This is a genomic window from Rhodococcus sp. 105337, assembly GCF_012844225.1.
Lineage (GTDB): Bacteria > Actinomycetota > Actinomycetes > Mycobacteriales > Mycobacteriaceae > Rhodococcus.
In genome coordinates, this window is sequence record NZ_JABAGQ010000004.1 from 1 (window position 1) to 23,480 (window position 23,480).

22 protein-coding genes and 1 pseudogene are annotated in these 23,480 nt (G+C 69.4%); 9 read left to right on the top strand and 14 right to left on the bottom strand.

All coding sequences use genetic code 11. The features are described from left to right. The first annotated feature begins 84 nt into the window (after window positions 1-84). The 6 genes and pseudogenes from HF886_RS21255 to HF886_RS08335 form a co-directional block, all read left to right on the top strand. A complete protein-coding gene (locus tag HF886_RS21255; protein WP_277351033.1) occupies window positions 85-216 on the top strand; it encodes a hypothetical protein in 132 nt (43 codons plus the stop codon). Beyond that, a complete protein-coding gene (locus tag HF886_RS08315) occupies window positions 213-545 on the top strand; it encodes a helix-turn-helix transcriptional regulator (protein ID WP_169652055.1) in 333 nt (110 codons plus the stop codon). Before HF886_RS21255 ends, HF886_RS08315 begins: the two co-directional genes overlap by 4 nt. Continuing rightward, window positions 542-2,467, top strand: coding sequence for a hypothetical protein (locus tag HF886_RS08320; RefSeq protein ID WP_169652056.1), 1,926 nt, complete (start codon window positions 542-544; stop codon window positions 2,465-2,467). Before HF886_RS08315 ends, HF886_RS08320 begins: the two co-directional genes overlap by 4 nt. Before the next feature lie 179 nt (window positions 2,468-2,646). Beyond that, window positions 2,647-3,513: a phosphotransferase gene (locus HF886_RS08325; RefSeq protein WP_169652057.1), complete on the top strand. Its 867-nt coding sequence runs from the start codon at window positions 2,647-2,649 to the stop codon at window positions 3,511-3,513. 183 nt (window positions 3,514-3,696) lie between these two features. Next, the gene (locus HF886_RS08330) at window positions 3,697-4,467 is read left to right on the top strand and encodes a 2-phosphosulfolactate phosphatase (RefSeq protein ID WP_169652058.1); all 771 of its coding nucleotides are present in this window, start codon (window positions 3,697-3,699) and stop codon (window positions 4,465-4,467) included. A 180-nt stretch (window positions 4,468-4,647) separates the two neighbouring features. Next, window positions 4,648-5,517: pseudogene (locus HF886_RS08335) on the top strand (zinc-binding dehydrogenase); the annotation flags it as partial. Window positions 5,518-5,697: 180 nt separating this feature from the next. Here HF886_RS08335 and HF886_RS08340 read toward each other — a convergent pair. Both HF886_RS08340 and HF886_RS08345 read right to left on the bottom strand, forming a co-directional pair. Further along, the gene (locus HF886_RS08340) at window positions 5,698-6,066 is read right to left on the bottom strand and encodes a GNAT family N-acetyltransferase (protein ID WP_346765200.1); all 369 of its coding nucleotides are present in this window, start codon (window positions 6,064-6,066) and stop codon (window positions 5,698-5,700) included. 330 nt (window positions 6,067-6,396) lie between these two features. Then, window positions 6,397-7,143: an SDR family NAD(P)-dependent oxidoreductase gene (locus tag HF886_RS08345; protein ID WP_169652059.1), complete on the bottom strand. Its 747-nt coding sequence runs from the start codon at window positions 7,141-7,143 to the stop codon at window positions 6,397-6,399. Window positions 7,144-7,231: 88 nt separating this feature from the next. Here HF886_RS08345 and HF886_RS08350 point away from each other — a divergent pair, with 88 nt between their 5' ends. After that, on the top strand, window positions 7,232-7,627 hold the full coding sequence (locus HF886_RS08350; RefSeq protein WP_169652060.1) for a PPOX class F420-dependent oxidoreductase: 396 nt from the start codon (window positions 7,232-7,234) through the stop codon (window positions 7,625-7,627). A gap of 15 nt (window positions 7,628-7,642) precedes the next feature. Here HF886_RS08350 and HF886_RS08355 read toward each other — a convergent pair whose 3' ends face one another. Further along, complete coding sequence (locus HF886_RS08355; RefSeq protein ID WP_169622286.1) at window positions 7,643-8,773, bottom strand: Xaa-Pro peptidase family protein; 1,131 nt, start codon at window positions 8,771-8,773, stop codon at window positions 7,643-7,645. Window positions 8,774-8,808: 35 nt separating this feature from the next. Here HF886_RS08355 and HF886_RS08360 point away from each other — a divergent pair, with 35 nt between their 5' ends. Then, window positions 8,809-9,792, top strand: a complete 984-nt coding sequence (locus HF886_RS08360; protein ID WP_169622285.1) for a 5'-3' exonuclease — start codon at window positions 8,809-8,811, stop codon at window positions 9,790-9,792. A gap of 15 nt (window positions 9,793-9,807) precedes the next feature. Here HF886_RS08360 and HF886_RS08365 read toward each other — a convergent pair whose 3' ends face one another. From HF886_RS08365 to pafA, 7 genes are all read right to left on the bottom strand, one after another. After that, window positions 9,808-10,626, bottom strand: a complete 819-nt coding sequence (locus HF886_RS08365; protein WP_169652061.1) for a DUF4333 domain-containing protein — start codon at window positions 10,624-10,626, stop codon at window positions 9,808-9,810. Between the two features lie 131 nt (window positions 10,627-10,757). Further along, window positions 10,758-13,496, bottom strand: a complete 2,739-nt coding sequence (locus tag HF886_RS08370; protein ID WP_296549373.1) for a DEAD/DEAH box helicase — start codon at window positions 13,494-13,496, stop codon at window positions 10,758-10,760. A gap of 14 nt (window positions 13,497-13,510) precedes the next feature. Beyond that, window positions 13,511-14,440: a twin-arginine translocase subunit TatC gene (gene tatC / locus HF886_RS08375; protein ID WP_169622282.1), complete on the bottom strand. Its 930-nt coding sequence runs from the start codon at window positions 14,438-14,440 to the stop codon at window positions 13,511-13,513. A gap of 108 nt (window positions 14,441-14,548) precedes the next feature. Further along, entirely contained in the window at window positions 14,549-14,836 is a 288-nt protein-coding gene (gene tatA, locus HF886_RS08380; protein WP_169652063.1) for a Sec-independent protein translocase subunit TatA, read from the bottom strand. A gap of 122 nt (window positions 14,837-14,958) precedes the next feature. After that, entirely contained in the window at window positions 14,959-15,939 is a 981-nt protein-coding gene (locus HF886_RS08385) for a YafY family protein (RefSeq protein WP_169622280.1), read from the bottom strand. Beyond that, window positions 15,936-16,988, bottom strand: a complete 1,053-nt coding sequence (locus HF886_RS08390; RefSeq protein ID WP_169622279.1) for a YafY family protein — start codon at window positions 16,986-16,988, stop codon at window positions 15,936-15,938. The genes HF886_RS08385 and HF886_RS08390 overlap by 4 nt, the downstream gene beginning before the upstream one ends. Window positions 16,989-17,055: 67 nt before the next feature. Then, window positions 17,056-18,414, bottom strand: coding sequence for a Pup--protein ligase (pafA, locus tag HF886_RS08395; RefSeq protein ID WP_346765326.1), 1,359 nt, complete (start codon window positions 18,412-18,414; stop codon window positions 17,056-17,058). A 122-nt stretch (window positions 18,415-18,536) separates the two neighbouring features. Here pafA and HF886_RS08400 point away from each other — a divergent pair, with 122 nt between their 5' ends. Continuing rightward, entirely contained in the window at window positions 18,537-19,961 is a 1,425-nt protein-coding gene (locus tag HF886_RS08400) for a phosphatase PAP2 family protein (RefSeq protein ID WP_240954990.1), read from the top strand. On the opposite strand, the gene prcA is transcribed toward HF886_RS08400, so the two are convergent. The 4 genes from prcA to dop form a co-directional block, all read right to left on the bottom strand. Then, entirely contained in the window at window positions 19,946-20,746 is an 801-nt protein-coding gene (gene prcA / locus HF886_RS08405) for a proteasome subunit alpha (RefSeq protein ID WP_169622277.1), read from the bottom strand. The two genes, HF886_RS08400 and prcA, sit on opposite strands and share 16 nt — an antisense overlap. Continuing rightward, on the bottom strand, window positions 20,743-21,561 hold the full coding sequence (gene prcB, locus HF886_RS08410; protein ID WP_346765327.1) for a proteasome subunit beta: 819 nt from the start codon (window positions 21,559-21,561) through the stop codon (window positions 20,743-20,745). The genes prcA and prcB overlap by 4 nt, the downstream gene beginning before the upstream one ends. Before the next feature lie 32 nt (window positions 21,562-21,593). Then, window positions 21,594-21,785 carry a ubiquitin-like protein Pup gene (locus tag HF886_RS08415; RefSeq protein ID WP_072698184.1) on the bottom strand — a complete coding sequence of 64 codons (192 nt, stop codon included), beginning with the start codon at window positions 21,783-21,785 and terminating at the stop codon, window positions 21,594-21,596. 154 nt (window positions 21,786-21,939) lie between these two features. Then, entirely contained in the window at window positions 21,940-23,433 is a 1,494-nt protein-coding gene (gene dop, locus HF886_RS08420) for a depupylase/deamidase Dop (RefSeq protein WP_169652065.1), read from the bottom strand. Window positions 23,434-23,480: the final 47 nt, after the last annotated feature.

Genomic DNA, 23,480 nt, shown 5'->3' on the forward strand with positions numbered 1-23,480 from the left:
CCTCGGCGAGGGAGCGACACGCCGCGGACCTGGCCGGATGCGCTCAGCCGATTCCCACCACTTCCCGGGACTTACCCACAGTTTGTGCAGAGTCAGGTCGGGCACGCCTACGCCTCGACAACCGCGATCTACACCTCCGTCACCGACGACTACCGCAACCGCGTCCTGACCGCCGCGATCGACAAGTTCTACTTCACCCCGCAGGAGCAGCAATGACGACGAAGACGATCACCTGGCGACTGCGCACCCTGATGGCAGAGCGCGGCATGTTCAAGACCACCGACCTGATCGAACCCCTCCAGTCCGAGGGCGTTGCCCTGTCCCGAGAACAGGTGTTCCGCCTGGTGACCCAGACCCCGCAGCGACTGAACGTGGAGGTCCTCGCCGCCCTGTGCACGATCCTGGGCTGCACCCCCAATGATCTGCTCGTCCTCGAACAAGCCGGTCAGCAGCCAGCCGAAGCCACCGGCACCGGCGGCCCGATCGACAACATCGGCGATCTGCGCCCGGTCCCCGCCCACATCCACCGACCGAAGCACTCGTGACGATCCAGCGAGGAACCCCACAGCCGAACGGCGAATTCGGCCCCCGAGTCGCCGCGGCCCTCACCGGCAAAGGAATACGTGCGCCCGAGCCGCTCGTGATCGCAGCCGCGGAACGGATCATCCCTGCACCCCGGCGCAACGGGGCACTGCGCTTGCTGACCAGCGACACGTTCACCCCGTCCCGGATTCCCGCAGACACACCGACCGTGGTGCAGCAGTTGCTGGCGCATCTCGACCGCCACGACGTGACCGGTATCGGCTTGCCGATCTGTCCCGGCTGCCGCACCGCCAAGGTCGTCAAGATGCGGGACGAACAGGGGCGACGAATCTGCTACCGGTGTACCCAACTGTCGGCCTACGGAGAGTGTCCCAGCTGTCTGCGGAGAAAGAAGCTCATCGCCACCGACCCGGAGGGAAGGCAGGTCTGCCAACGCTGCGGCCCCGACGGCGCACCGACTTTCGAGTGCACCGCCTGCGCGAAGACGGTGACCGTCGCCAGCCGAGTCGACGGCCGGTGGCACTGCCTGAACTGCTACCCGAGACCGGCCCGGCGGTGTGTGTCGTGCGGACACGACAAGAAGATCGCCACCACGATCCTGACCGGCCCGCACTGCTTCGCCTGCCACAACCGTGTGCTGCGCAACCCCGCCCCCTGTCCCGGCTGCGACCGGATCCGTATCCTCGCCTTCCTCGACGACACCGCGACGGCGATCTGTGCAGGCTGCGCGGGTCAGCCGGCCCGGTACGCCTGTCGCCGCTGCGGCGGCGAGGAACACCACTACGGCAGGCTCTGCGCACACTGTGTCCTCGACGACCGCTGCACCGAACTACTCACCGGCCCCGACGGGACGATCAGCGAACCGATGCGCGCCCTACGCGAGCACTTGCTCACCCGGCCCCGGCCGGCGCAGATCATCACATGGCTGCGCCGCGGCCCGCACCTCGACCTTCTGGGCGAGATCGCCTCCGGACAAGCACCGTTGACTGCCGCGTCCTTCGTCCGGCCCGGCGGCGACAAGAGTCTCGACCATCTCTACGCCCTGCTGGTCGAGGCCGGAGCGATTCCCCGTGACCGGGCCACCGCCGACCTCCTCGAAGCCTGGACGGAGCGTGCCATCGCTGACGCTCCTGCCGGGCATCGCCGGTTGATGACCACCTATGCCCGCTGGGTGTTGCTGCGTCGTGCCTCATCCGACCGTCGCACAGGAGATATCACCTCCGGTGCCGCCAAGCATGTCAAGGCCGCAACGCGCGGACTGATCGCCTTTCTCACCTGGCTCGACGAGCACGACACCTCGCTCGACGCCGTCACCCAGGGGCAGGTCGAACAGTTCCTGACCGTTCGCTCCGCGCAACGCTGGCTACCTCAGTTCCTCGGCTGGGCGCACGAGCGTGGTCTCGCGCCGCAGCTCGAAGTCCCCGTCCTCACCCCGGGCCTGCCTAACATCACCGCATCCGAACGCGATCACGAACACACCATTGCCACGCTCCTCCGTGACGACACCATCGCCCTCGATGTCCGCGTCCCGTCCCTGCTCATCGCGGTCTACGGCGTCCCCGCGTCCAGGATTCTCGCACTCCGTCGTGGACAGCTCCGCGATACCGGCGAGGCGATCGACCTGTACGTCAGGGACCGGCCATTGCGGCTTCCCGGACGACTTGGCGATCTGGCCCGCACACAACTCGCCCGGCATCCCGACGCCGGGCCGCAGGACTGGCTGTTCCCGGGCCGGCAGCCCGGCCGACCACGAAGCACGCTCTATCTCACCCGGCAGCTGTGCATGCTCGGCACCAGCATCTCCGCGCTGCAAAAAAACTGCTCGTTTTCGTCTTGCGGGAGCCGTCCCCGCCAAGGTGCTGGCCGACATGCTCGGCTTCAGCGTCAACACCTTCGCGACCTACGCGCACCTCGCGGCCGGTAACCGCGGCGAGTATCCGAGTCTGCGACATCGCGAGAAACCCCGGGCCCGCTGATCACGAACTACACGCTCCGGAAGACCGGAGCAGGTGCCACCGCACCAACTTCGCACGGTCTTTCACAGACCACTCTGAGGCCCGTGATGGGGTGGGCACACCCTGTGTCCTCTGATAGCTTCCCCGGGTGGACGACGAGAAGGAACGGCTCGGTCTTACCTGTCGACTCAGCGTCGAGCAAACCGTTCACCTCTCGCGTTGGCTCCCCGATGCCCGACTACAGGCCGATCTGAGCTGGAACCTCACCGACACCGTTGTACTCGAGATCGCCAGCGGACTCGGCCGATTCATTGTCAAAGCAGCAGGCCCGGCCAATAGCCACATCGGCCGTGAGATCACCGCCTATCAGGGCGCGACCGCTTGCCTGGCGGAGAACGGGCGCGCTGCCCGCATGATCGAGCACGATCGGGCCGCGAACATCCTGGTCACCGAATACCTCGACGGCACCCTTGCCGCAGGAAGCGACGCCGAGTTCGACGCCGATGTTCATCACCAGGCAGGTGCACTTCTTCGCACCTTCCACGACCAAGCAGCGCGTTGCGACGACGATGCGGAAGCCCGCGCCACCGCGAAAGCTCTTGCCTGGCTCGATCAACCACACAGAATCGATCCACACACCGTGGACGGGCTGCGTCGGATCCTTGCGTCGTACGGCCCTCGGCCTGTGAAGGTCGTGCCTACGCACGGTGACTGGTCGCCGAGGAACTGGCTCGTCGACCGCGGGATGGTCAAGGTCATCGACTTCGGGCGCTTCGATTTCCGCCCCGCGCTCAGCGATTTTTGCCGGCTCGCAGCGCGGCAGTGGCGCAAGAACACGGATCTGGAACAGGCCTTTCTCGACGGCTACGGCACCGACCCCCGAGATCTGGAACTCTGGGCGATTTCCACCCTCCGTGAAGCGATCGGAACCGCGGTCTGGGCATATCAGGTCGGCGATGAACCGTTTGAGCATGAAGGCCACCGAATGGTCGCAGACGCATTGAGTCTGTTCTGACGAGGAATCCTTACTTTGCATGAGTCAGCGACCTGTCAGAACGCGTGCCGATGACGAGCACAGTCTCGTTCTCGTGTAAGCAGTAGACACCGACAGGAGTCAGGTTTCGTCCAGGGCGGGCGTTCTTGATACCAGGTCAACCCTCCAGACTCACCCACAGACAGTCCGTGTCAAAGTAGGGGCGTGAATCCCGCTCATCAGCAGTTGCGCAGCTCTGTCCGGTTCGAGTGGGGCCTGACCGGAACGTCTGCTCTGAGCGATTCACGTATTTCCGTGGTGGTGGACGTGTTGTCGTTCACCACCACCCTGTCGGTTGCTGCGGATCTTGGAATCGAGGTGCTGCCCTATCGGTGGCGGGACGACTCGGCCGCCGAGTACGCGGCCGTCCAGAATGCCGTCTTAGCCGTAGGCCGCAGCGAAGCGAGCCAAGGAGCGGTGAGCCTGTCACCGAATACCGTTCGTAGCGCTGTCGGGGTGCAGCGGTTGGTCTTGCCCTCACCCAACGGCTCATCGATCGCGCATTCGCTGGGTGCGTCGTCAGCGGCGTGCATCGGAGCGTGTGTGCGAAATGCTTCCGCGGTAGCCGAATGGATCGCCGAGAACTGCCAGAACGGAACCGCCGTATCGGTGATTGCCGCTGGCGAGCGTTGGCCCGACGGGTCGCTGCGACCGTCTGTAGAAGACTTGTGGGGTGCGGGCGCTGTGCTGACGGAGTTGATGCGTCTACGACCAGATTTGACTGCATCCGTCGAGGCCGAGGTCGCGGCGGACGCGTGGCGCGCGGTCCGTGGCAGGTTCAGTTCTGCTCTGGAGGAGTGTGCATCCGGTCGCGAGTTGATCGGTGCAGGATATCGATCCGATGTCATGGTGGCCGCCGAGGTTGACGAAAGTACGGCTGTGCCCGTCCTTGACGGGGACCGCTTTATCAATCAAGTCTCCACGGGCAGGACTTGAATGCACTCGGCCGTGTCGTATGGTCCTAACGGGATTCGGCCGGCATCTTCGTGCTCGATGCTGACTGTTTGCGTGACCCAACCTTCTATGATCACGATTTGCGTGTGTGGCCCAAAGGCCAGCTTCCTCCTTCTCAGAGACCGCTGGATAGTTCCTCCTCGGATAATGGACTTCCACCAGCACGCGGTGTGCGACACCACCAACCCGAACGCCGCGATGCAGCAACCTGTCCTCGGCTACCCCACCGGCGGGATCTACGGCTACACCCATCCGTTCGGCGGCTACCAGGGTTCCCACGCCGAGTACATCCGAGTGCCCTTCGGCGACGTGAACTGTTTTCCGGTGCCCGACGGTGTGAGCGACGAACAGGCCCTGTTTCTGTCCGACGCGGTGCCCACCGGCTACATGGGCGCCGACTTCTGCGACATCTCGCCGGGCGACACCGTCGCGGTGTGGGGTGCGGGAGCGGTCGGGCTCATGGCCGCCGCGAGCGCGAAGATCATGGGCGCCGAACGCGTGATCGTGCTCGACAGGTTCCGCGACCGGCTCGATCTCGCCGAGCAGAAGGTCGGCGCCGAAACGGTCGACTACACCGTCGCCGACAGCGTCTACGAAACGTTGCGTGAGCGCACCGGCGGTCGCGGGCCGGATGCGTGCATCGACGCGGTGGGCATGGAAGGGCACGGTACCGGCGTCGGCCAGGTCTACGACAAGGTGAAGCAGGCGTTGCGCATGGAGTCCGACCGCGCGACTTCGCTGCGGGAGGCGATCCTGGCGTGCCGCAAGGGCGGTGTGGTCTCCGTCCTCGGCATCTACGGGCTGACCGACAAGTTCCCGATGGCCGCACTGACCAACAAGAGCCTCACTCTCCGCACGTCGCAGCAGCACGGCCAGCGCTACATGCCGCAGTTGTTCGAGCACGTGACGGAGGGCCGGCTCGATCCGAGTTGGCTCATGACCCACGACCTGCCGCTCAGCGAATCGGTGCGCGGCTACGAGATGTTCAAGAACAAGGAGGACAACTGCCTGCGGTCGGTGTTCCGCCCGTGAGCATCGCGGTTCGACCCGAGGTTCCGCGCTTCGTCCGCGATTGAGGTCATCTTTGGTGGATCAGTGCCCGCATAGCGGGCAGTTTTCAACCTGATCGGAGCTGACCCGCGACGACCGGAGACATCGCCCGCCGACACCACCAGGCCAAACACCGCCCAGCGCAACGCGCCGGTCCCGAGATCACCGCGAAATGTAGAGCCGCTCCATCGGTCTGGTGCCGTCGGACATCGTCCAGTCTGCGGGCCGCCGCTCGAGCAGTGTCCAGCCGGTGCGCTCGTACAGTGCGATCGCCGACGTGGACTGCTCGATGACGTCGAGCATCAGGACGCCCCGCTCGCGCGCCTTGTCCAGCAGACCTTCGCCGACGTGCGATCGCCTGGCCCCCGGCCGCACGAACAGCCGGGATACCCACAGAGCGTCCTCGCGCCCGACCAGAGCGAGGTGTCCGACGACCTGACCCGCCTGCTCTGCGATCCACGCGCTGTCGAGGTCCGCGGGGCTCAGCCACCCGACCGGGTCGTCGGGCCAACGATGCGGGTAGCCGTCCACTGTGTGAACCTCGGACAGCGACTCGACGCACTGTGCGAGGTCGTCGGGCGGCGGGGCCGGATATTCACCCGCCGGACGCTACCGCTGTGAATCCCCCGCCGCGAATCACCCGCGAGCGGCGGCCGCGGACGGGCGCGCCGTCCTGCACCGCCGCGGACGCCGGACCGCGGCACTCGAGGAGATCGCCCCGGGCGAGCGGGCCCCCATTCTGCGCCGCTACCTCGACCTCGCCCCGGGTGCGCGGCCACACTTCCCGATCGACCGGCGCGCGACACCCGCCGAGTTCGCCGCCGTCGCCGACCGGTACCCGGTCTTCCGGATCCACACCCTCTAACGCGGCAGTCGCCGCCAGATCGCCCGCGGCAGCAGCCGCATCCCGAAGAACACCGGACGCAGCAGGGCGGGCACCCACACCTCGCCGCGACCACGTCCCAGGGCGCGGACCACCGCGTCGGCGACCTGCGGTGGGGTGCTCGAGAACGGTGCCGGACTCATCCCCTCGGTCATCCGGCCGATCACGAATCCGGGCCGCACCAGCAGCAACGACACTCCGCTGCCGTGCAGCGCGTCCGCCAGCCCGGAGGCGAACCCGTCGAGTCCTGCCTTCGCCGAGCCGTACACGTAGTTCGCGCGGCGCACCCGCACACCTGCCACCGACGAGAACACCACCATCCGGCCCGATCCCTGCGCGCGCAGCAGGTTCGCCAGCCGGGTCAGCAACGCGACCTGCGCCACGTAGTCGGTGTGCACGATCGCCGCTGCGTGCGCGGCGTCGGTTTCGGCGCGGGCCTGGTCGCCGAGAATCCCGAACGTGAGTACCGCGAGATCGATCGGTCCGTGTGCGGCGACCAGGTCGTCGAGCACCTGCTGGTGGGTGCCGAGCGCATCAGCGTCGAATTCCGCGGTGTGCACGGCGGCGGCACCGGCGGCCAGTACCGACTCCCGGGGTCCGGCCAGGTCGTCGGCGCGCCGCGCGGCGAGGATCACGGTGCGCCCCGGTGCGAGCCGGCGAGCCACCTCCACTCCGATCTCGCTGCGGCCCCCGAACACGACGACGGTTCCCTGTGCGCTGTTCATTCCGCCAGTGTCGCGGGAACGGGTCGCGCAGGTGTCGCCGGGTCCCTCGTTCCGCGGCGGCGGACCCCGGCCCTCTAGGCTTCCGGGCATGGTTCACACCCCCGGCGCGCTCGGCGACCGTGCGCTGCAGTTCCTGTCCGAATACCACCTCGGCACCCTCACCACGCTGCGGTCCGACGGCACCCCGCACGTCGTCGCTGTCGGGTTCACCTGGGATCCCGACGCGCAGGTGGCGCGGGTGATCACCAACGCCGGGTCGCAGAAGGCCCGCAACGCCGCCCGCGGCGGCTACGGCGCGGTGTCGCAGGTCGACGGGGGCCGCTGGCTCACCCTGGAAGGTCCCGCGCGGGTCCGCGACGACGCCGACGCCGTCGCCGAAGGGGTCGCCCGCTACGCCCGCCGGTACCGGCAGCCGCGGGAGAACCCGACCCGGGTCGTCGTGGAGATCGCCGTGGCCCGCGTGATGGGTTCGGTGCTGGACTGACCGGCGCGCCCGGTCTCAGGCGGGCAGCACCGTCAGGCCGTGCGGCCGCAGGTTCACCGGCTCGCAGCCGTCTGCGGTGACCACCACGATGTCTTCGATGCGTGCCCCCCACTGCCCGCGGAAGTAGATGCCCGGTTCGATGCTGAAGGCCATGCCCGGCTCGAGCGTCTCGGTGTTGCCGCCGACGATGTACGGCTCTTCGTGGACCGACAGGCCGATGCCGTGCCCGGTCCGGTGCACGAACACCTCCCCCAGCCCTTCGGCGGCGAGCAGATCGCGCGCGGCGGCGTCGACCGCTTCGGCGGTGACCCCGGGCCGCACCGCGTCGACCGCGGCCTGCTGCGCCGCTTCCAGCACCGCGATGCGGGCGGCGATCGCCGGGTCGGGTTCGCCGATGCTGTAGGTGCGGGTCGAATCGGAGTTGTAGCCGGGCTCGACGGGACCGCCGATGTCGATGACCACGATGTCGCCGGGTTCGATGACCCGATCGGACACCTCGTGGTGCGGGTCGGCGCCGTGCGGGCCCGACCCGACGATCACGAAGGCCGCCTCGGTGTGCCCCTCCTCGAGGATCGCGGCGCTGATATCGGCGGCGACCTGCGCTTCGGTGCGACCGGCCCGCAACCACTCCCCCATGCGGGCATGCACGCGGTCGATGGCGGCACCCGCGCGGCGCAACGCGTCGATCTCGTCGGCGTCCTTGAGCATCCGCAACTGCCGGATCACCGGGGTGGCCAGTACCGGGGTGCCGCCGAAGCGCGCGGCGAGCGGCACCAGATGCAGCGCCGGCATCGCCTCGGCGACCGCGACCGCGGACGCACCCGGCAGCAACTCGGAGACCAGCGCATACGGGTCCTGTCCGTCGACCCAGTCGCGGACCGGCACGGCGAGTTCGGCGACGGCCGACTCGTTGAGGGATGCCAGCTCGAGGCGCGGCACCACCACGGTGGCGGCCGACCCGTCGGTGGGGATCACCAGGCAGGTCAGGCGTTCGAACGACTCGGCGCGTGAACCCACCAGGTACCGCAGGTCCGGTCCCGGGGTGATCAGCAACGCGTCGAGCCCGGCGGCGGCCCCCAACTCGGCGGCGCGAGTCAGGCGTGTTCCGTAGCGGGCGGCGGGAAATCGGGAGTCGGCGGTGCTCATGATCCCCAGCGTATCGGTCGCGCACGGATGGCAGGATGTGGTCCGTGACCCCATCCGAGACGTCCCCGCCGCCGACCGCCCCGCAACCGGTGGTGCTGCTGCTCGACGGTGCCAGCCTGTGGTTCCGGGCCTTCCATGCGTTGCCCGAGTCGATGACCGCGCCGGACGGCACGCCCGTCAACGCGGTCCGGGGTTTCGTGGACATGGTCGCGTCGCTGATCCGGCGACACCGGCCCAGCCGACTGGTGGTGTGCCTGGATCTGGATTGGCGCCCGGCGTTCCGGGTCGCCGCGGTGCCGAGCTACAAGGCGCACCGGGTCGCGGCCGGGTCCGACGGCACCGTCGAAGAGGTCCCGCCCGCGCTGCTTCCGCAGGTCCCGGTGATCCTGGACCTGCTCGCCGCCGCCGGAATCGCGACCGGCGGCGCCGCCGGATTCGAGGCCGACGACGTGCTCGGCACGCTCGCCGCGCAGGAACGCACCGACCCGGTGATCGTGGTCAGTGGTGACCGCGACCTGCTGCAGGTCGTCACCGACACACCGGTGCCGGTGCGGGTGCTGTACGTGGGCCGCGGACTGGCCAAGGCAGAACTGTTCGGTCCCGCCGAGGTCGCCGAGCGCTACGGCGTTCCCGCCGATCGCGCCGGCGTCGCCTACGCCGAACTGGCGGTGCTGCGCGGCGACCCGTCCGACGGGTTGCCCGGCGTCAAGGGCGTCGGCGAGAAGACCGCCTCCGGATTGCTCATGCAGTACGGATCGCTCGCAGCGGTCCGCACGGCGGTCACCGACGAGACGTCCCGGCTCTCGCAGGGCATGCGCGCGAAACTCGCGGCAGCCGCCGACTACCTCGACGCCGCGTTGCCGGTGGTGCAGGTCGCCACCGACGCGCACGTGCAGATGTCGCGGCCCGACGTGTTGCCGACGGTGCCCGCCCACCCGGACCGGCTCGACGAACTGGCGCGCCGCTGGGGTGTGGAACGGCCGGTGACCTCGCTCGTCGCGGCGCTCGCCGGTCAGTGACCGGCGGCGGCCCGGTCAGTTGGGGCGGCTGACCTCGTAGGTGCCCGCGTCGTCGGTGAAGGTCAAGGTCACCGAGCGGTACTGGCCGTCGACGGTGACGGTGCACGCGAAACTGTTGCCCGCCTCGACTTCCTGGCCGGTCGGGCAGGACACGTCGCCGACCTCGGTGGCACCGTACGACTCGGTGAGCACCTTCGCCACGCCCGCTTCGGCGGCTGCCGCATCGAGGGTGGTCTTGGCGCCGAGGGTCGCGACGGCGATCACCGCGCCGATGACGAGGACGAGCGCGACGACGCCACCGATGATCAGCGGCAGTTTCGATTTCTTCGGCGGCGGCGGGGTGGGCTGGCCCCACTGCTGCGCGCCGGCGGGCGGCGGTCCCCACTGTTGTCCGGGCTGCGGCGGCGGGGGCTGCTGGCCCCACTGCTGCGCCCCGCCGGGCGGTGGGCCCCAGCCGGGTGTCGCGGCCGGTCCGGGCTGCGGTGCGCCCCACCCCGGTTGTCCCGGCTGCGGTCCCCAGCCCTGCGGGCCGGGTTGCTGCGGAGACTGTTGCTGGGGCGCCGGTCCCCAGGGCTGCTGCGGCGGACCACCGGGCTGTCCCCACTGCCCGGCGGAAGAGCCGGGCTGGGCGCCACCCTGCTGCCACGGTGACGGGCCGGGATTCGGCTGGGCGGGGTGCTGCTGTCCCCAGTTACCGGGCGGGGGCGGCGGTGCCCAGGACTGTCCGCCGGGAGCGGCGTCCCACGCCCGGCCGGAAGCCGGGTTCGCCCACGGATCGGCCGGTCGGGACGGTTGCTGTCCGTCCGGGTCCTGCGGTTCGTTCGGCCCGGTCATCGTCGCCTCCAGCTGCCCTTCACGTGTTGTCTCACCGTAGCGCCACCGGACCACATGGCACCGGTACGGCAGCGCGTATCAAATCACACCAGCCGGACCGGTCGCGCCCCGGAGGGTCGCGGCGCGGACGCTCACGCCGCGGCCGGATCGATGGCGACCACGCCGCGCCGGATCGCCCCGACCGCCCGGCCCGCGGTCCGCACCAGTTCCGGGTCGTCGGCGCACGTCCGGACCTGGTCGAGGATGTCGATCAACTGCCGGCACCACCGCACGAAATCGCCCGGGGACAACTCCCGGCCTGCGACGTCGGCCGCGATCAGCGCCTCGGCGAGCGAACCGGAGTTCGCCCAGGTGTATGCGGCGGTGACGAACCCCAGGTCGGGTTCGCGGGTGGGCGGCAACCGGTGCCGCACCTCGTCGGCCCGCAACGTGTCGCACATCCGGATGGTCTCCACGAGCGCAGTGCGGATCGGCCCGGTCGGGCCACGCACCGTGACCACGTCGTCGGTGCGCGACTCGTAGATCACCGACGACGCCACCGCCGCCAGCTCGGCCGGGGACAGCCCCGCCCAGATGCGGTGCCGCAGGCATTCCGCGACCAGCAGATCGGCCTCGGCGTACACCCGGGCGAGCCGGTCGCCGGCATCGGTGGTCTCCGGGTCGTCGCCGCCGGTGAGGTAGCCGCGTTCGGTCAGGAGCGCGACAATCCGTTCGAACGTGCGCGCCAGCGAATCGGTGGTCGCCTCGGCGCGGCGCCGCTGCTGCTCGGTTTCGCGCAGCAACCGGTGGTACCGCTCACCGAGCCGCGCCAGCGACTCGAGGTCGGGTTCGTCGCGCGCCGGGTGGCTGCGCAACCGGCGTCGCAACGCGTCGATCTCCCGGTTGTGTCCCTTGGATTTGCCGCGCTTCGGGCGGCGCGGTGCCGACAACCCCTTGGACCGCAGCGCCGACGCGATATCGCGGCGACCGCGGCCGGTGCGATGGTCGATGTGCCGCGGCAGCCGGAGCCGTCCGAGCACTTCTGCCGGTGACGGGAAATCGCCCGCCGACAACCGTCCGGACCACCCGTCGGTGGTGACCACCGTCGGACGCGGGTCGGTGACGTCCTGATCGGGGATGACGACGACGGCGAGCCCGGTGCGTTTCCCGGCCGGCACGGTGATGATGTCGCCCGCGCGCAACCCGACGAGCGAGGCCACCGCCGCCTGCCGGCGGTCCTGCCGGCTGCGTCGTTCGTGCTCGCGCTCCGCGGCGGTCAGATCCGCGCGCAAGGTCAGGTAGTCGAGGATCTCGCTGTCGGCGCCGCCGAGTTCTTCGCGCAGCTTCGCCAGCGTCGCCTCGTTGCGTTCGATGCTGCGGGTCAGGCCGACCACCGATTTGTCCGCCTGGAACTGCGCAAACGACATCTCGAGCAGTGCCCGGGACCGGTCCACGCCGACCGCGTCGATGAGATTGACCGCCATGTTGTAGGACGGCTTGAACGAACTGCGCAGCGGGAAGGTGCGGGTGGAGGCGAGACCGGCGACCGTCGTCGGCTCGACACCGGGCTGCCACAACACCACGGCGTGCCCCTCGATGTCGATGCCGCGGCGTCCGGCACGGCCGGTGAGCTGGGTGTATTCACCAGGGGTCAGTTCGGCATGGGTTTCGCCGTTGAACTTGACGAGTTTTTCGAGCACCACGCTGCGGGCCGGCATGTTGATGCCCAGCGCGAGGGTTTCGGTGGCGAACACCGCGCGCACCAGGCCGCGGACGAACAACTCTTCGACGGTGTGCCGGAACGCGGGCAGCATGCCCGCGTGGTGCGCGGCGATACCGCGTTCGAGGGCGGTGCGCCACGTGCTGTAGCCGAGGACTTCGAGATCGGCGGCAGGCAATTCGCGGGTGTGCTCGTCGACGATCCGGCCGATCTCGGCGGCTTCCTCGTCGGTGGTCAGATGCAACCCGGACCGCAGGCATTGCAGCACGGCGGCGTCGCACCCGGCGCGGCTGAACACGAACGTGATCGCCGGCAGCAACCCGTCCCGGTCCAGCCGGGTGATGACGTCGGGGCGCGGCAGCGGACGGAAGTTGCGTGACCCGAAGCCGCGGCCTCCCCGACCCTGCCACCGATCCGCCCCGTCCGCGCTCAGCCGGCGGCGCACCGCCGCGAGCAGTTCGGGGTTGACGACGATGCCGCGGCGGCGTTCACGCCTCGGCAGGTCGGCGGGTTCGGCGCTGGTGTCGAACAGGTCGTAGATCCGGGGTCCGACCATCATGTGCTGATGCAGCGGGATGGGCCGCACCTCGTCCACGACGACGGTGGTGTCACCGCGCACGGTGGTCATCCAGTCGCCGAATTCCTCGGCGTTCGAGACGGTCGCGGACAGGCTCGCGAGCCGCACGTCCTCGGGCAGGTGCAGGATCACTTCCTCCCACACCGCGCCGCGGAACCGGTCGGCCAGGAAGTGCACCTCGTCCATCACCACATGCGTCAAACCGATCAGCGAGGTCGACGATGCGTAGATCATGTTGCGCAGCACCTCGGTGGTCATCACCACCACCGGCGCATCCGCGTTGATGGACTGGTCGCCGGTGAGCAATCCCACGGCGTCCCTACCGTGCCGGGCACACAGATCGGCGTACTTCTGGTTGCTCAGCGCCTTGATCGGAGTCGTGTAGAAGCATTTGCTGCCGGCCTGCAACGCCAGGTACACCGCGAACTCGCCGACCACGGTCTTCCCCGCGCCGGTCGGCGCGCACACCAGCACCGAATGGCCGTCCTCGAGTGCGCGGCAGGCGTCCTGCTGGAACGGGTCGAGGGGGAAGTCGAGGGACGCGGCGAAATCGGTGAGCCGGGGTCCGGGGCTCTGCGGGACGGCCGGTTCCACGTGCGGGTGCTCGCTCACAGAGTGTCCGAGAAGTCGGTCCGGGCCGGGCCGGACGGTTCGACCGGTGCCGGTGCCGGGATGGTGGAACTCTCGTCGTCGTCGAGTTCACCCCAGCCTTCCGCGCGGCGACGGCGCGCACGCCGCCGGTCGGTGATCCGGGAGATCTGGATGGCCACTTCGAGCAGCAATGTCAACGCCATCGCCAGGGCGATCATCGAGAACGGATCCTGGCCGGGGGTGGCGATCGCGGCGAACACGAACATCGCCATGATCAGGCCGCGGCGCCACGCCTTGAGCTTCTCGTACGGCAGCACGCCCACCGCGTTGAGGGCGACGATCACCAGGGGAATCTCGAAGGACACCCCGAAGATCACCAGCAGATTGATGATGAAACCGAAGTATTCGGAACCGGAGAGGGCCGTGACCTGCACGTCGTTACCGACGGTGAGCAGGAACGACAAGGCGTGCGAGACCACCAGGTACGCGAGCACGGCGCCGGCGACGAACAGCACCGCCCCGGAGACGACGAACCCGATCGCGTACCGCCGCTCCTTGCTGTAGAGGCCGGGGGTGACGAACGCCCACAGCTGATAGAGCCAGACCGGGCAGGCCATCACGATGCCCGCGGTCATCGCGACCTTCAACCGCAACATGAATTGTTCGAACGGGCCGGTCGCGAGCAACCGGCAGGCCCCGTCGGTGCTCAGATCCGCGCGCGACGACGGCGGCAGCGCACAGTACGGTCCGCGCAGGATCTCACCGAGGCTGTCGAAGCCGAACACACCGCGGCTGTACCAGAGGAACCCGAGGATGCTGGTGAGGAGCACCGCGGCGACCGCGATGAGCAGCCGCGTGCGCAGTTCGTACAGGTGCTCGACCAGCGACATCGTGCCGTCGGGGTTGGTCTTGCGCCGACTGCGGCGGGGATCGAACGGGATGCGCACGGTGCGGTTCTCAGCTCCTGATAATGGCCGCCGGGGTTCGAAATCCGGGCCCCTCGGGACCAGCGGAACCGGGACACCCGTGTGGGTGCCCCGGAGGGGAGAGCACGGTCAGTAGGACCGCGGTTCGCTGTGAGGCGCGTTCTGCTGCTGCGGCGGAACGACGGTGGGCTCCACCGGCTGCGGCTGCTGCTGCACCGGCGGCAGGGGCTGCTGGACCTGCGGCTGCTGCGGCGCGGCGGAACGCGCGTCGTCGTTCTGCATTTCCTTGACTTCGCTCTTGAAGATTCGCAGCGAACGACCCAGACCGCGTGCGGCGTCGGGCAGCTTCTTCGAACCGAACAGGATCACCACGACCAACGCGACGATGGCCCAGTGCCACGGGCTCATTGCACCCATTTACAACCTCCACAAATCGGCTGGTGTCGATGCTACCGGACCCGTACGGCCCGTTTTCGCGGGTGAACCGAATCCGCAGGGAGTTTGCGCAAGGTTCACACGAACGTTTCCTGCCGGCGCGTTCACGCGGGCCGTCCCGCGTCGTCGAGCGCCGCATACGCCTCGAGGGCCTCACCGGCGCGGGTCCGCACCGCGGACACCAACTCGGCGGGCGCGAGGACCGTCACGCCGCTGCCCAGGCCCACCAGCAGTCGCACCATCCAGTCCCGCGACGCATATCGCAGTACCGCCTCGCAGCTACCGTCCGGGAACACCTCCACGTCGGTGAGCGGGTAATAGTCCAGCAGCCACGTGTAGCCCGGTTCGAGACGCAGCCGGGCGGCGGGCAGTGCGGGGTCGCCCTCGAACAATTCCAGGTGCTCGTCGCCGCTCAGCGCCTGCTGCGGCGGCTGCGCCGCCTCGTCGAGCACCGTCGCCTCGTCGATGCGGTCGAAGCGGAACAGCCGCACTCCCTCGGCGGTGCGGCACCAGGCCTGCAGATACGTGTGCTCGTCGATCAGCACGATGCGGATGGGGTCGACGACACGTTCGGACACGGTGTCGCGGGAGGCTGAATAGTAGGTCAGGTGCAGTGCCCGGCCGCGGCGCACCGCATCGCGCACCCGTCCCGCCACGGGATTCTCCGTGACCGCGGCACCGGCGCCGTCCGGGGTGTGCGCGGTCGCGGCGGTGCCGGCGGCCGCTTCGATCTTCGCGATCGCCGATTGCGCCGCCGCGGGCTCCACCACACCGGGCATCTCCAGCAGCGACCGCAGCGCGACGAGCAGCGCGGTCGCCTCGGTGGAGGTCAACCGCAGCGGCCGGTCGATGCCGGCGGTGAACGTGACGACGATGCTGTCTTCGGAGAACGACAGGTCGATCAGGTCGCCGGGTCCGTACCCGGGCAGCCCGCACACCCAGAGCTGGTTGAGGTCGTCCATGATCTGTTTGGGGGTGACTCCCAGGTCGCGGGCGGCTTCGGCCGCACTGATCCCCGGGTGCGCCTGAAAGTAGGGCACCAGGTTCAGCAGCCGGGCCAACCGCCCGGACAGTCGTGCACTCATGGCGCGTGGTCCCCCTCCGTGTCGTCCCCCGCTGTCTCGTCCCTCTCGGCGGCGGCCCCGTCGCCGACCACCCGTGCCAGGATGCGTTGCACTTCGGCCCGCAATTCCGCCGGTTCGAGCACCAGCGCGTCGGCGCCCTGCCCGGCGATGATCCGCCCGATCCATTCCCAGGACCGCACCGGCACCTCGAGGACCGTGCCGTCGCGGGGGGCACTGCCGTCGTGGCCACCGATCTGCCGCTGCTCGATCTCGTCTCCGAGGCGGCGTAACTCGTAGGCCTTCCCGGCTGCCACCCACACCCGCGCGGAGCCGGAGATCTCCCCCTGGCTGGTGGTGGCGAGGACCCGGGCCCGCAGGTCGATCCCCGCGGGGATCTGTACCGCTCCGGCCGGACCGATCGCGGTGACGTCGTCGCCGATGCGGGAGAGCCGGAATGTGCGCGGCGCATCGCGATCGCGGTCGTGGCCCACCAGATACCACCGGCCGTGCACCGTGACCACTCCCCACGGGTCGACGGTGCGGGTGGTCCACGGTTCGGTGGGCGAGCTGCGGTGCGAGAACCGCACCGCGCGCCGCGCATCGATCGCGGCGAGCAGTTCCTGCAGTGCCGGTTCCGAGCCGCGGGCCCGCGCCGGGATCGGGGCGACCGTCCCCGGATCCACGTCGACCTGCACCCCGGCGGCCCGCAGTTTCAGCAACGCGCCTTGCGCCGCCGAGGTCAGTTCGGGCGACTCCCACAACGCGGATGCCACCGCGACCGCGGCCGTTTCCTCACGGGTCAAGTCGATTTCGGGCAATTCGTACGCGTCGCGGTTGATGCGGTAGCCCTCGACGGTGGAGAACCGGGACGGCATCCCCGTTTCCAGGGGCACCCCGAGATCGCGCAGTTCGTTCTTGTCGCGCTCGAACATCCGGCTGAACGCCTCGTCGCTCGCGCACTCCGAGTATCCGGCCACCGACGTGCGGATCTTCTCCGCCGTCAGGAATTGCCGGGTGGACAGCAACGCGATGACCAGATTGACCAGCCGTTCGACTTTCGAGATCGCCACGGCCCAACCCTAATGCCCCGTCGCCCCGGCGCCGCCCCGGAATCTCTCACCGGAGCGCGCAGAACCGTCACATCGACGCGATGAGCCGCTCGACCCGCTCGTCCACGGACCGGAACGGGTCTTTGCACAACACGGTGCGCTGCGCCTGATCGTTGAGCTTGAGATGCACCCAGTCGACGGTGAAGTCGCGGCCGGTGGCCTGCGCCGCGGCGATGAAATCGCCGCGCAGTTTGGCCCGGGTGGTCTGCGGCGGGGTGTTGACCGCCGCCTCGACCGCCTCGTCGTCGGTGGCGCGTGCCGCCAGGCCCTTGCGTTGCAGCAGGTCGAAGACTCCGCGGCCGCGTTTGATGTCGTGATACGCCAGGTCCAGTTGCGCGATCTTGGGATCGGACAACTCCATGCTGTACCGGTCCTGGTAGCGCTGGAACAGTTTGCGCTTGATCACCCAGTCGACCTCGGTGTCGACCTTCGCGAAATCCTGCGTTTCGACGGCGTCGAGCACCCGTCCCCACAGGTCGACGACCTGCGAGACGTACCGATCCGGTGTGCGGGTGTCGAGGTACTCCACCGCACGCGCGTGGTATTCCCGCTGGATGTCGAGGGCGCTGGCCTGCCGGCCACCGGCCAGCCGGACCGGTCGCCGGCCCGTCAGGTCGTGGCTGACCTCGCGGATCGCGCGGATCGGGTTGTCCAGCGCGAAATCGCGGAACTGCACCCCCGCCTCGATCATCTCCAGCACCAGCGCCGCGGACCCCACCTTGAGCATCGTGGTGGTTTCGGACATGTTCGAATCGCCCACGATCACGTGCAGGCGGCGGTACTTCTCGGCGTCCGCGTGCGGCTCGTCGCGGGTGTTGATGATGGGGCGGGACCGGGTCGTCGCCGACGACACCCCTTCCCAGATGTGCTCGGCGCGCTGCGACAGGCAGAACGTGGCGGCCTTCGGGGTCTGCAGCACCTTCCCGGCCCCGCAGATCAGCTGCCGGGTCACCAGGAAGGGCAGCAGCACGTCGGAGATGCGGGAGAACTCCCCCACCCTCGCGACCAGGAAGTTTTCGTGACAGCCGTAGGAGTTGCCCGCGGAGTCGGTGTTGTTCTTGAACAGGTAGATGTCGCCGCCGATGCCCTCTTCGGCGAGCCGCTGCTCGGCGTCGACGAGCAACTCTTCGAGCACCCGCTCCCCGGCATGGTCGTGTTCGACGAGCTGGAGCAGGTTGTCGCACTCGGCGGTGGCGTACTCCGGATGCGACCCGACATCGAGGTACAGCCGCGCACCGTTGCGCAGGAACACGTTGGAGCTGCGCCCCCAGGACACGACCCGCCGGAACAGGTAGCGGGCCACCTCGTCCGGACTGAGCCTGCGGTGCCCGTGAAAGGTACACGTGACGCCGAACTCCGTCTCGATACCCATGATTCGTCGCTGCACACTTCGACAGTACCGCGCGGGTCCGACCACCATGGGTCGCAACGACATCTACGGTTCAACGTGTGACCCTTCGCGAGCGCCGCCGGTCCGCCGACCGGGCCCTGTTCCACCGCAGCGGAGCGCTGCGCGCCTCCCCCGCGGATCCGTTCTTCCGCGACCTGGGGCGCGCCGCGAACCACAGCGTGCTGTGGGTGGGGTGCGCCGCGGTGTGCGCGGCCGCCGGTGGCCGGGCCCGCCGCGGCGCCGTCCGGGGACTGTTGTCGGTCGCCGCGGCCAGCGGCCTCGCCAACGGCGTCCTCAAACCGCTGTTGCCGCGGCGGCGTCCCCCGGCGCGCACCGACCCGAAGTTCGCCCGCCGGATCGTGCCGACCCCGCGGTCCTCGTCGTTCCCGTCCGGGCACGCGGCATCGGCCGCGGCGTTCGCGACCGGGGTCGCCCTGGAATCGCCGGTCGCGGGTGCGGTGCTCGCCCCGGTCGCGGCGGCGGTCGCCTACTCCCGCGTGCACACGGGGGTGCACTGGCCCAGCGACGTGGTGGTCGGCGCCGCGGTCGGTGCGGCCGTGGCGTTGTCGACGCGCCGCTGGTGGGCGGTGCGCGACGACGAGCCCGCCGCGGTCCGCACCGTCGTCGCCGCGCCCGCCCTCGACGGCGGCGACGGCTTACTGCTGGTGGTCAATCCGGGTGCCGGGAGCAGCGACGAGACCGCGGCGTTGTTGCGGCAGGGACTTCCGCGCGCCGAGCAGATCGCGCTCGACACCGACACCGACCCGGCCGGTCAACTCGACACACTCGTCGCCACCCACCGGCCCCGGGCCCTGGGAGTGTGCGGCGGCGACGGCACCGTCGCCGCGGTCGCGGCTGCGGCACGGGCACACGACCTGCCGTTGGCGGTCTTCGCCGGGGGCACCCTGAATCATTTCGCGCGGGATCTCGGCTCCGACGATCACGCCGCCACGATGCGGGCGGTGACCGGCGGGCACGCCATCGCGGTCGGACTCGGCGAGGTCACGGTCACGGGCGCGGCCGGCACCAGCACCCGCGTGTTCGTCAACACCGCCGGCATCGGTGGTTATCCCGACACCGTGCGGCTGCGGGAACGGTGGGAACCGCGCATCGGCAAGTGGCCGGCGGCGGCACTGGCGATGATCGACGTGTTGCGGACCGCGAAACCGATGCGGGGCCGGCTCGACGGCGCGCCGGCGGCCTGGTGGCTGCTGTTCGCCGGAAACGGCCGGTACACGCCCCGTGACCAGGTGCCGATGTCGCGGACGGCGCTCGATACGGGCACCCTCGATGTCCGGTATCTGAGCGCGGATCGCCGCTGGTCGCGGGTGCGGCTGATCTACGCCGCGGCCACCGGCACACTCGGGGCGTCCCCGGTGTACCGGCAGTACGACACCGCCACCCTGACGGTGCGCGTCGACGGACCCGCCGTGGCATTGGCCACCGACGGAGAAGCGCCCGGCGACGGCACCGTCTTCGGTTTCCGGGCGCTACCGTCCGCGTTGCGGGTGTACCGGCCGCCGGCCGATCAGTCCGCGCTCTGACTCGACGTGCCGTCCGGGCCGGAGTCGGACTCCCCCGCCCCGGACTCCCCTGCCCCGGACTCGCCGGTGCCGGATTCGGTACCGGCTGGCAGCAGTGCCTCGAGCGCGGCCCCGGAGATCCGGCGGAACGCTCGGCGTGGCCGCGCCCTCTCGAGCACCGCGACCTCGAGTTCGCCGCGGCCCAGAGCCCGCGGCGTCGCGTCGTTTCCGACCGGTTGCTGCAGGGCCCGCACCGCCACGCCCACGGCGTCCTCGAGCGACATCCCGGGACGGTACGACGACCGCAACGCCGTGAGGATCGGTTCGGTGTTGCCCCCCATCACCACGAACTGCGGCTCGTCGACGATCGACCCGTCGTAGGTGATCCGGTACAGCTGCGACACCTCGTCCCCCTCGGCCCGAGCCACCTCCGCCACACAGATCTCCACCTCGAACGGCTTGGGCTGATCGGTGAAGATCGACCCGAGGGTCTGCGCGTAGGCGTTCGCGAGCGCCCGCCCCGTCACGTCCCGCCGGTCGTACGAATAGCCGCGCATGTCGGCGTGCATGATGCCGGACCGGCGCAGGCTTTCGAACTCGTTGTACTTGCCCACCGCGGCGAATCCCAGCCGGTCGTACAACTCGCTGATCTTGTGCAGCGCCTTCGACGGGTTCTCCGCGACGAACAGAACGCCCTCGGAGTAGATCAGCGCGATCACGCTGCGTCCCCGGGCGATGCCCTTGCGCGCGAGCTCCGAGCGATCGCGCATGATCTGCTCGGCGGACGCATAGTAGGGAAGCGTCACAGGTCACCTCCAGCGGTACGTTCGGCCACGATCTCCCGGGCCAGCGCGGACAACGTTTCCTCGGGCACCTCCACGGCGCCCGCCGCGGTGATCACCACCGCGGTCGGATAGATCCCGCGGGTGGTGTCCGGACCCCCGGTACCGGTGTCGTCGTCGGCCGCGTCGTACAACGCCTCCACCGCGTTGCGCAACGCCGCCGGCTCGTCTGCCTCCGCCCGGTACAGCTTCTTGAGCGAGGACCGGGCGAACAACGAGCCGGACCCCACCGCGTGGTACCCGGCACGTTCCTCGTACCGGCCGCCGACCACGTCGTACGACACGATCCGGCCGGCGCGCATCGCGTCGGTCGCATCCAGATCGAATCCGACGAGCAGCGGCACCACGGCCAGGCCCTGCATGGCCGCACCGAGGTTGCCGCGCACCATCGACGAGAGGCGGTTGGCCTTGCCGTCGAAGGTCAGCGGCACGCCCTCGATCTTCTCGTAATGCTCGAGTTCGACCGCGAACAGCCGCACCAATTCGACCGCCAGCCCGGCGGTACCGGCAATACCCGCCGCCGAGTACGAATCGGTGACGAACACCTTCTGCACGTCGCGGGAGGCGATCATGCTGCCCATGGTGGCCCGGCGATCCCCGGCGATCAGCACGCCACCGGCGAAGGTGAGCGCGACGATCGTGGTGCCGTGCGGTGCCATGTCCACCCGGTCAGCCGCTTCGAACCGGAACCGGTTCTCCGGCAGTAGCTCCGGAGCGTGGATCCGCAGGTGATCGGAAAAGGAGGACAGAGGTGACGCGAGGTGCAGCCGGGGCTGCACCTCGCGAGAAGAAAACGACGACCGGTCCGCTGTCACTGGCCACCCTTCTGTACGTATGCCCGCACGAAGTCCTCGGCGTTCTCCTCGAGCACGTCGTCGATCTCGTCGAGAAGATCGTCTGTATCCGAAGCGAGCTTCTCGCGACGTTCCTGACCGGCACCGCCGTCGCCGACGCCCTCGTCGTCGTCTCCGCCGCCACCGCGTGTGGTCTGCTCTTGCGCCATAGCCGCCGACCTCCTCCTGTATCCGTGCGATTCCCGTCACCGGTCGACGATCGGTGAGGCCACCGCTACTTCAGACCCCCACCCTACCGAGCCGCACCCCTCCGGGGCGACGACACGACGAGGCTCGCGTGCGTACCGTCCCGGTGGGTCGCGGTCAGTGCGTGAGCTGATCGACCAGTTCGGCGGCCGACTGCGCATTGTCGAGCAGTTCCCCGACGTGGGCGCGGCTGCCCCGCAACGGTTCGAGGGTGGGGATGCGGACCAGCGATTCCCCACCGAGATCGAAGATGACCGAATCCCAGCTCGCGGCGGCGATGTCGGCGCCGAACCGGCGCAGGCACTCGCCGCGGAAGTAGGCCCGGGTGTCCGACGGCGGGGTGTGCACCGCGTCGAGCACCTGCTGTTCGGTGACGAGCCGCTGCATCGAACCCCGCGCGACGAGCCGGTTGTAGAGCCCCTTGTCGAGTCGCACGTCGGAGTACTGCAGGTCCACCATGTGCAGTCGCGGAGCCGACCACGCCAGGTTCTCACGCTGCCGGAATCCCTCGAGCAACCGCAGCTTCGCCGGCCAGTCCAGCAGATCCGCGCACTCCATAGGGTCGCGTTCGAGCAGGTCCAGCACCATCGCCCATTTCTCGAGAATGTCGAGAATGCGCTTGTCGTCGGTGCCGTCGTGGAACCGCGCGGCCCGCTCGTGGTAGATCCGCTGCAGTGCCAGCCCGGTCAGTTCCCGGCCGTCCGTGAGCGCGACGGTCTTGCGCAGCGTCGGATCGTGACTGATGTGGTGCACGGCGGTCACCGGGCGAGCGAGCTGCAGGTCGCTCAGGTCCACGCCCGCTTCGATCAGGTCGAGCACCAGCGCCGTGGTGCCTACCTTGAGGTACGTCGACATCTCCGCGAGGTTGGCGTCGCCGAGGATCACGTGCAGGCGCCGGTACTTGTCGGCGTCGGCGTGCGGTTCGTCGCGGGTGTTGATGATGCCGCGCTTGAGGGTCGTCTCCAGACCCACTTCGACCTCGATGTAATCGGAGCGCTGCGACAGCTGGAACCCGGCCTCGTCGCCGTTCTGGCCGATCCCGACCCGGCCCGACCCGCAGATCACCTGCCGGGAGGCGAAGAACGGGGTCAGGCCCGCCACGATCGACGAAAACGGGGTCTGCCGTGCCATCAGGTAGTTCTCGTGGGTGCCGTACGAGGCGCCCTTGCCGTCGACGTTGTTCTTGTACAGCTGCAGTTGCGGTGCGCCGGGCACGCTCGACGCATGCCGGGCGGCGGCTTCCATCACCCGCTCGCCGGCCTTGTCCCAGATCACCGCGTCGAGCGGGTCGGCCACTTCGGGCGCGGAATATTCGGGGTGGGCGTGGTCGACATACAGCCGGGCCCCGTTGGTGAGGATCATGTTCGCGGCACCGACCTCGTCGGCGTCGATCACCGGGGCGGGACCGTTGAACCGGCCCAGATCGAAGCCGCGGGCGTCGCGGAGGGGGGATTCCACCTCGTAGTCCCAGCGGGTGCGCTTGGCGCGTGGCACCCCTTCGGCGGCGGCATAGGCAAGCACCGCCTGGGTGGAGGTGAGAATCGGGTTCGCTGTGGGGTCGTGAGGCGAAGAGATCCCGTATTCGACCTCGATACCGATGATCCGCTGCATAGCGTCGAGCCTAGGCGATGCGGGTGCGCGCGGCGTCGGGACGCCGA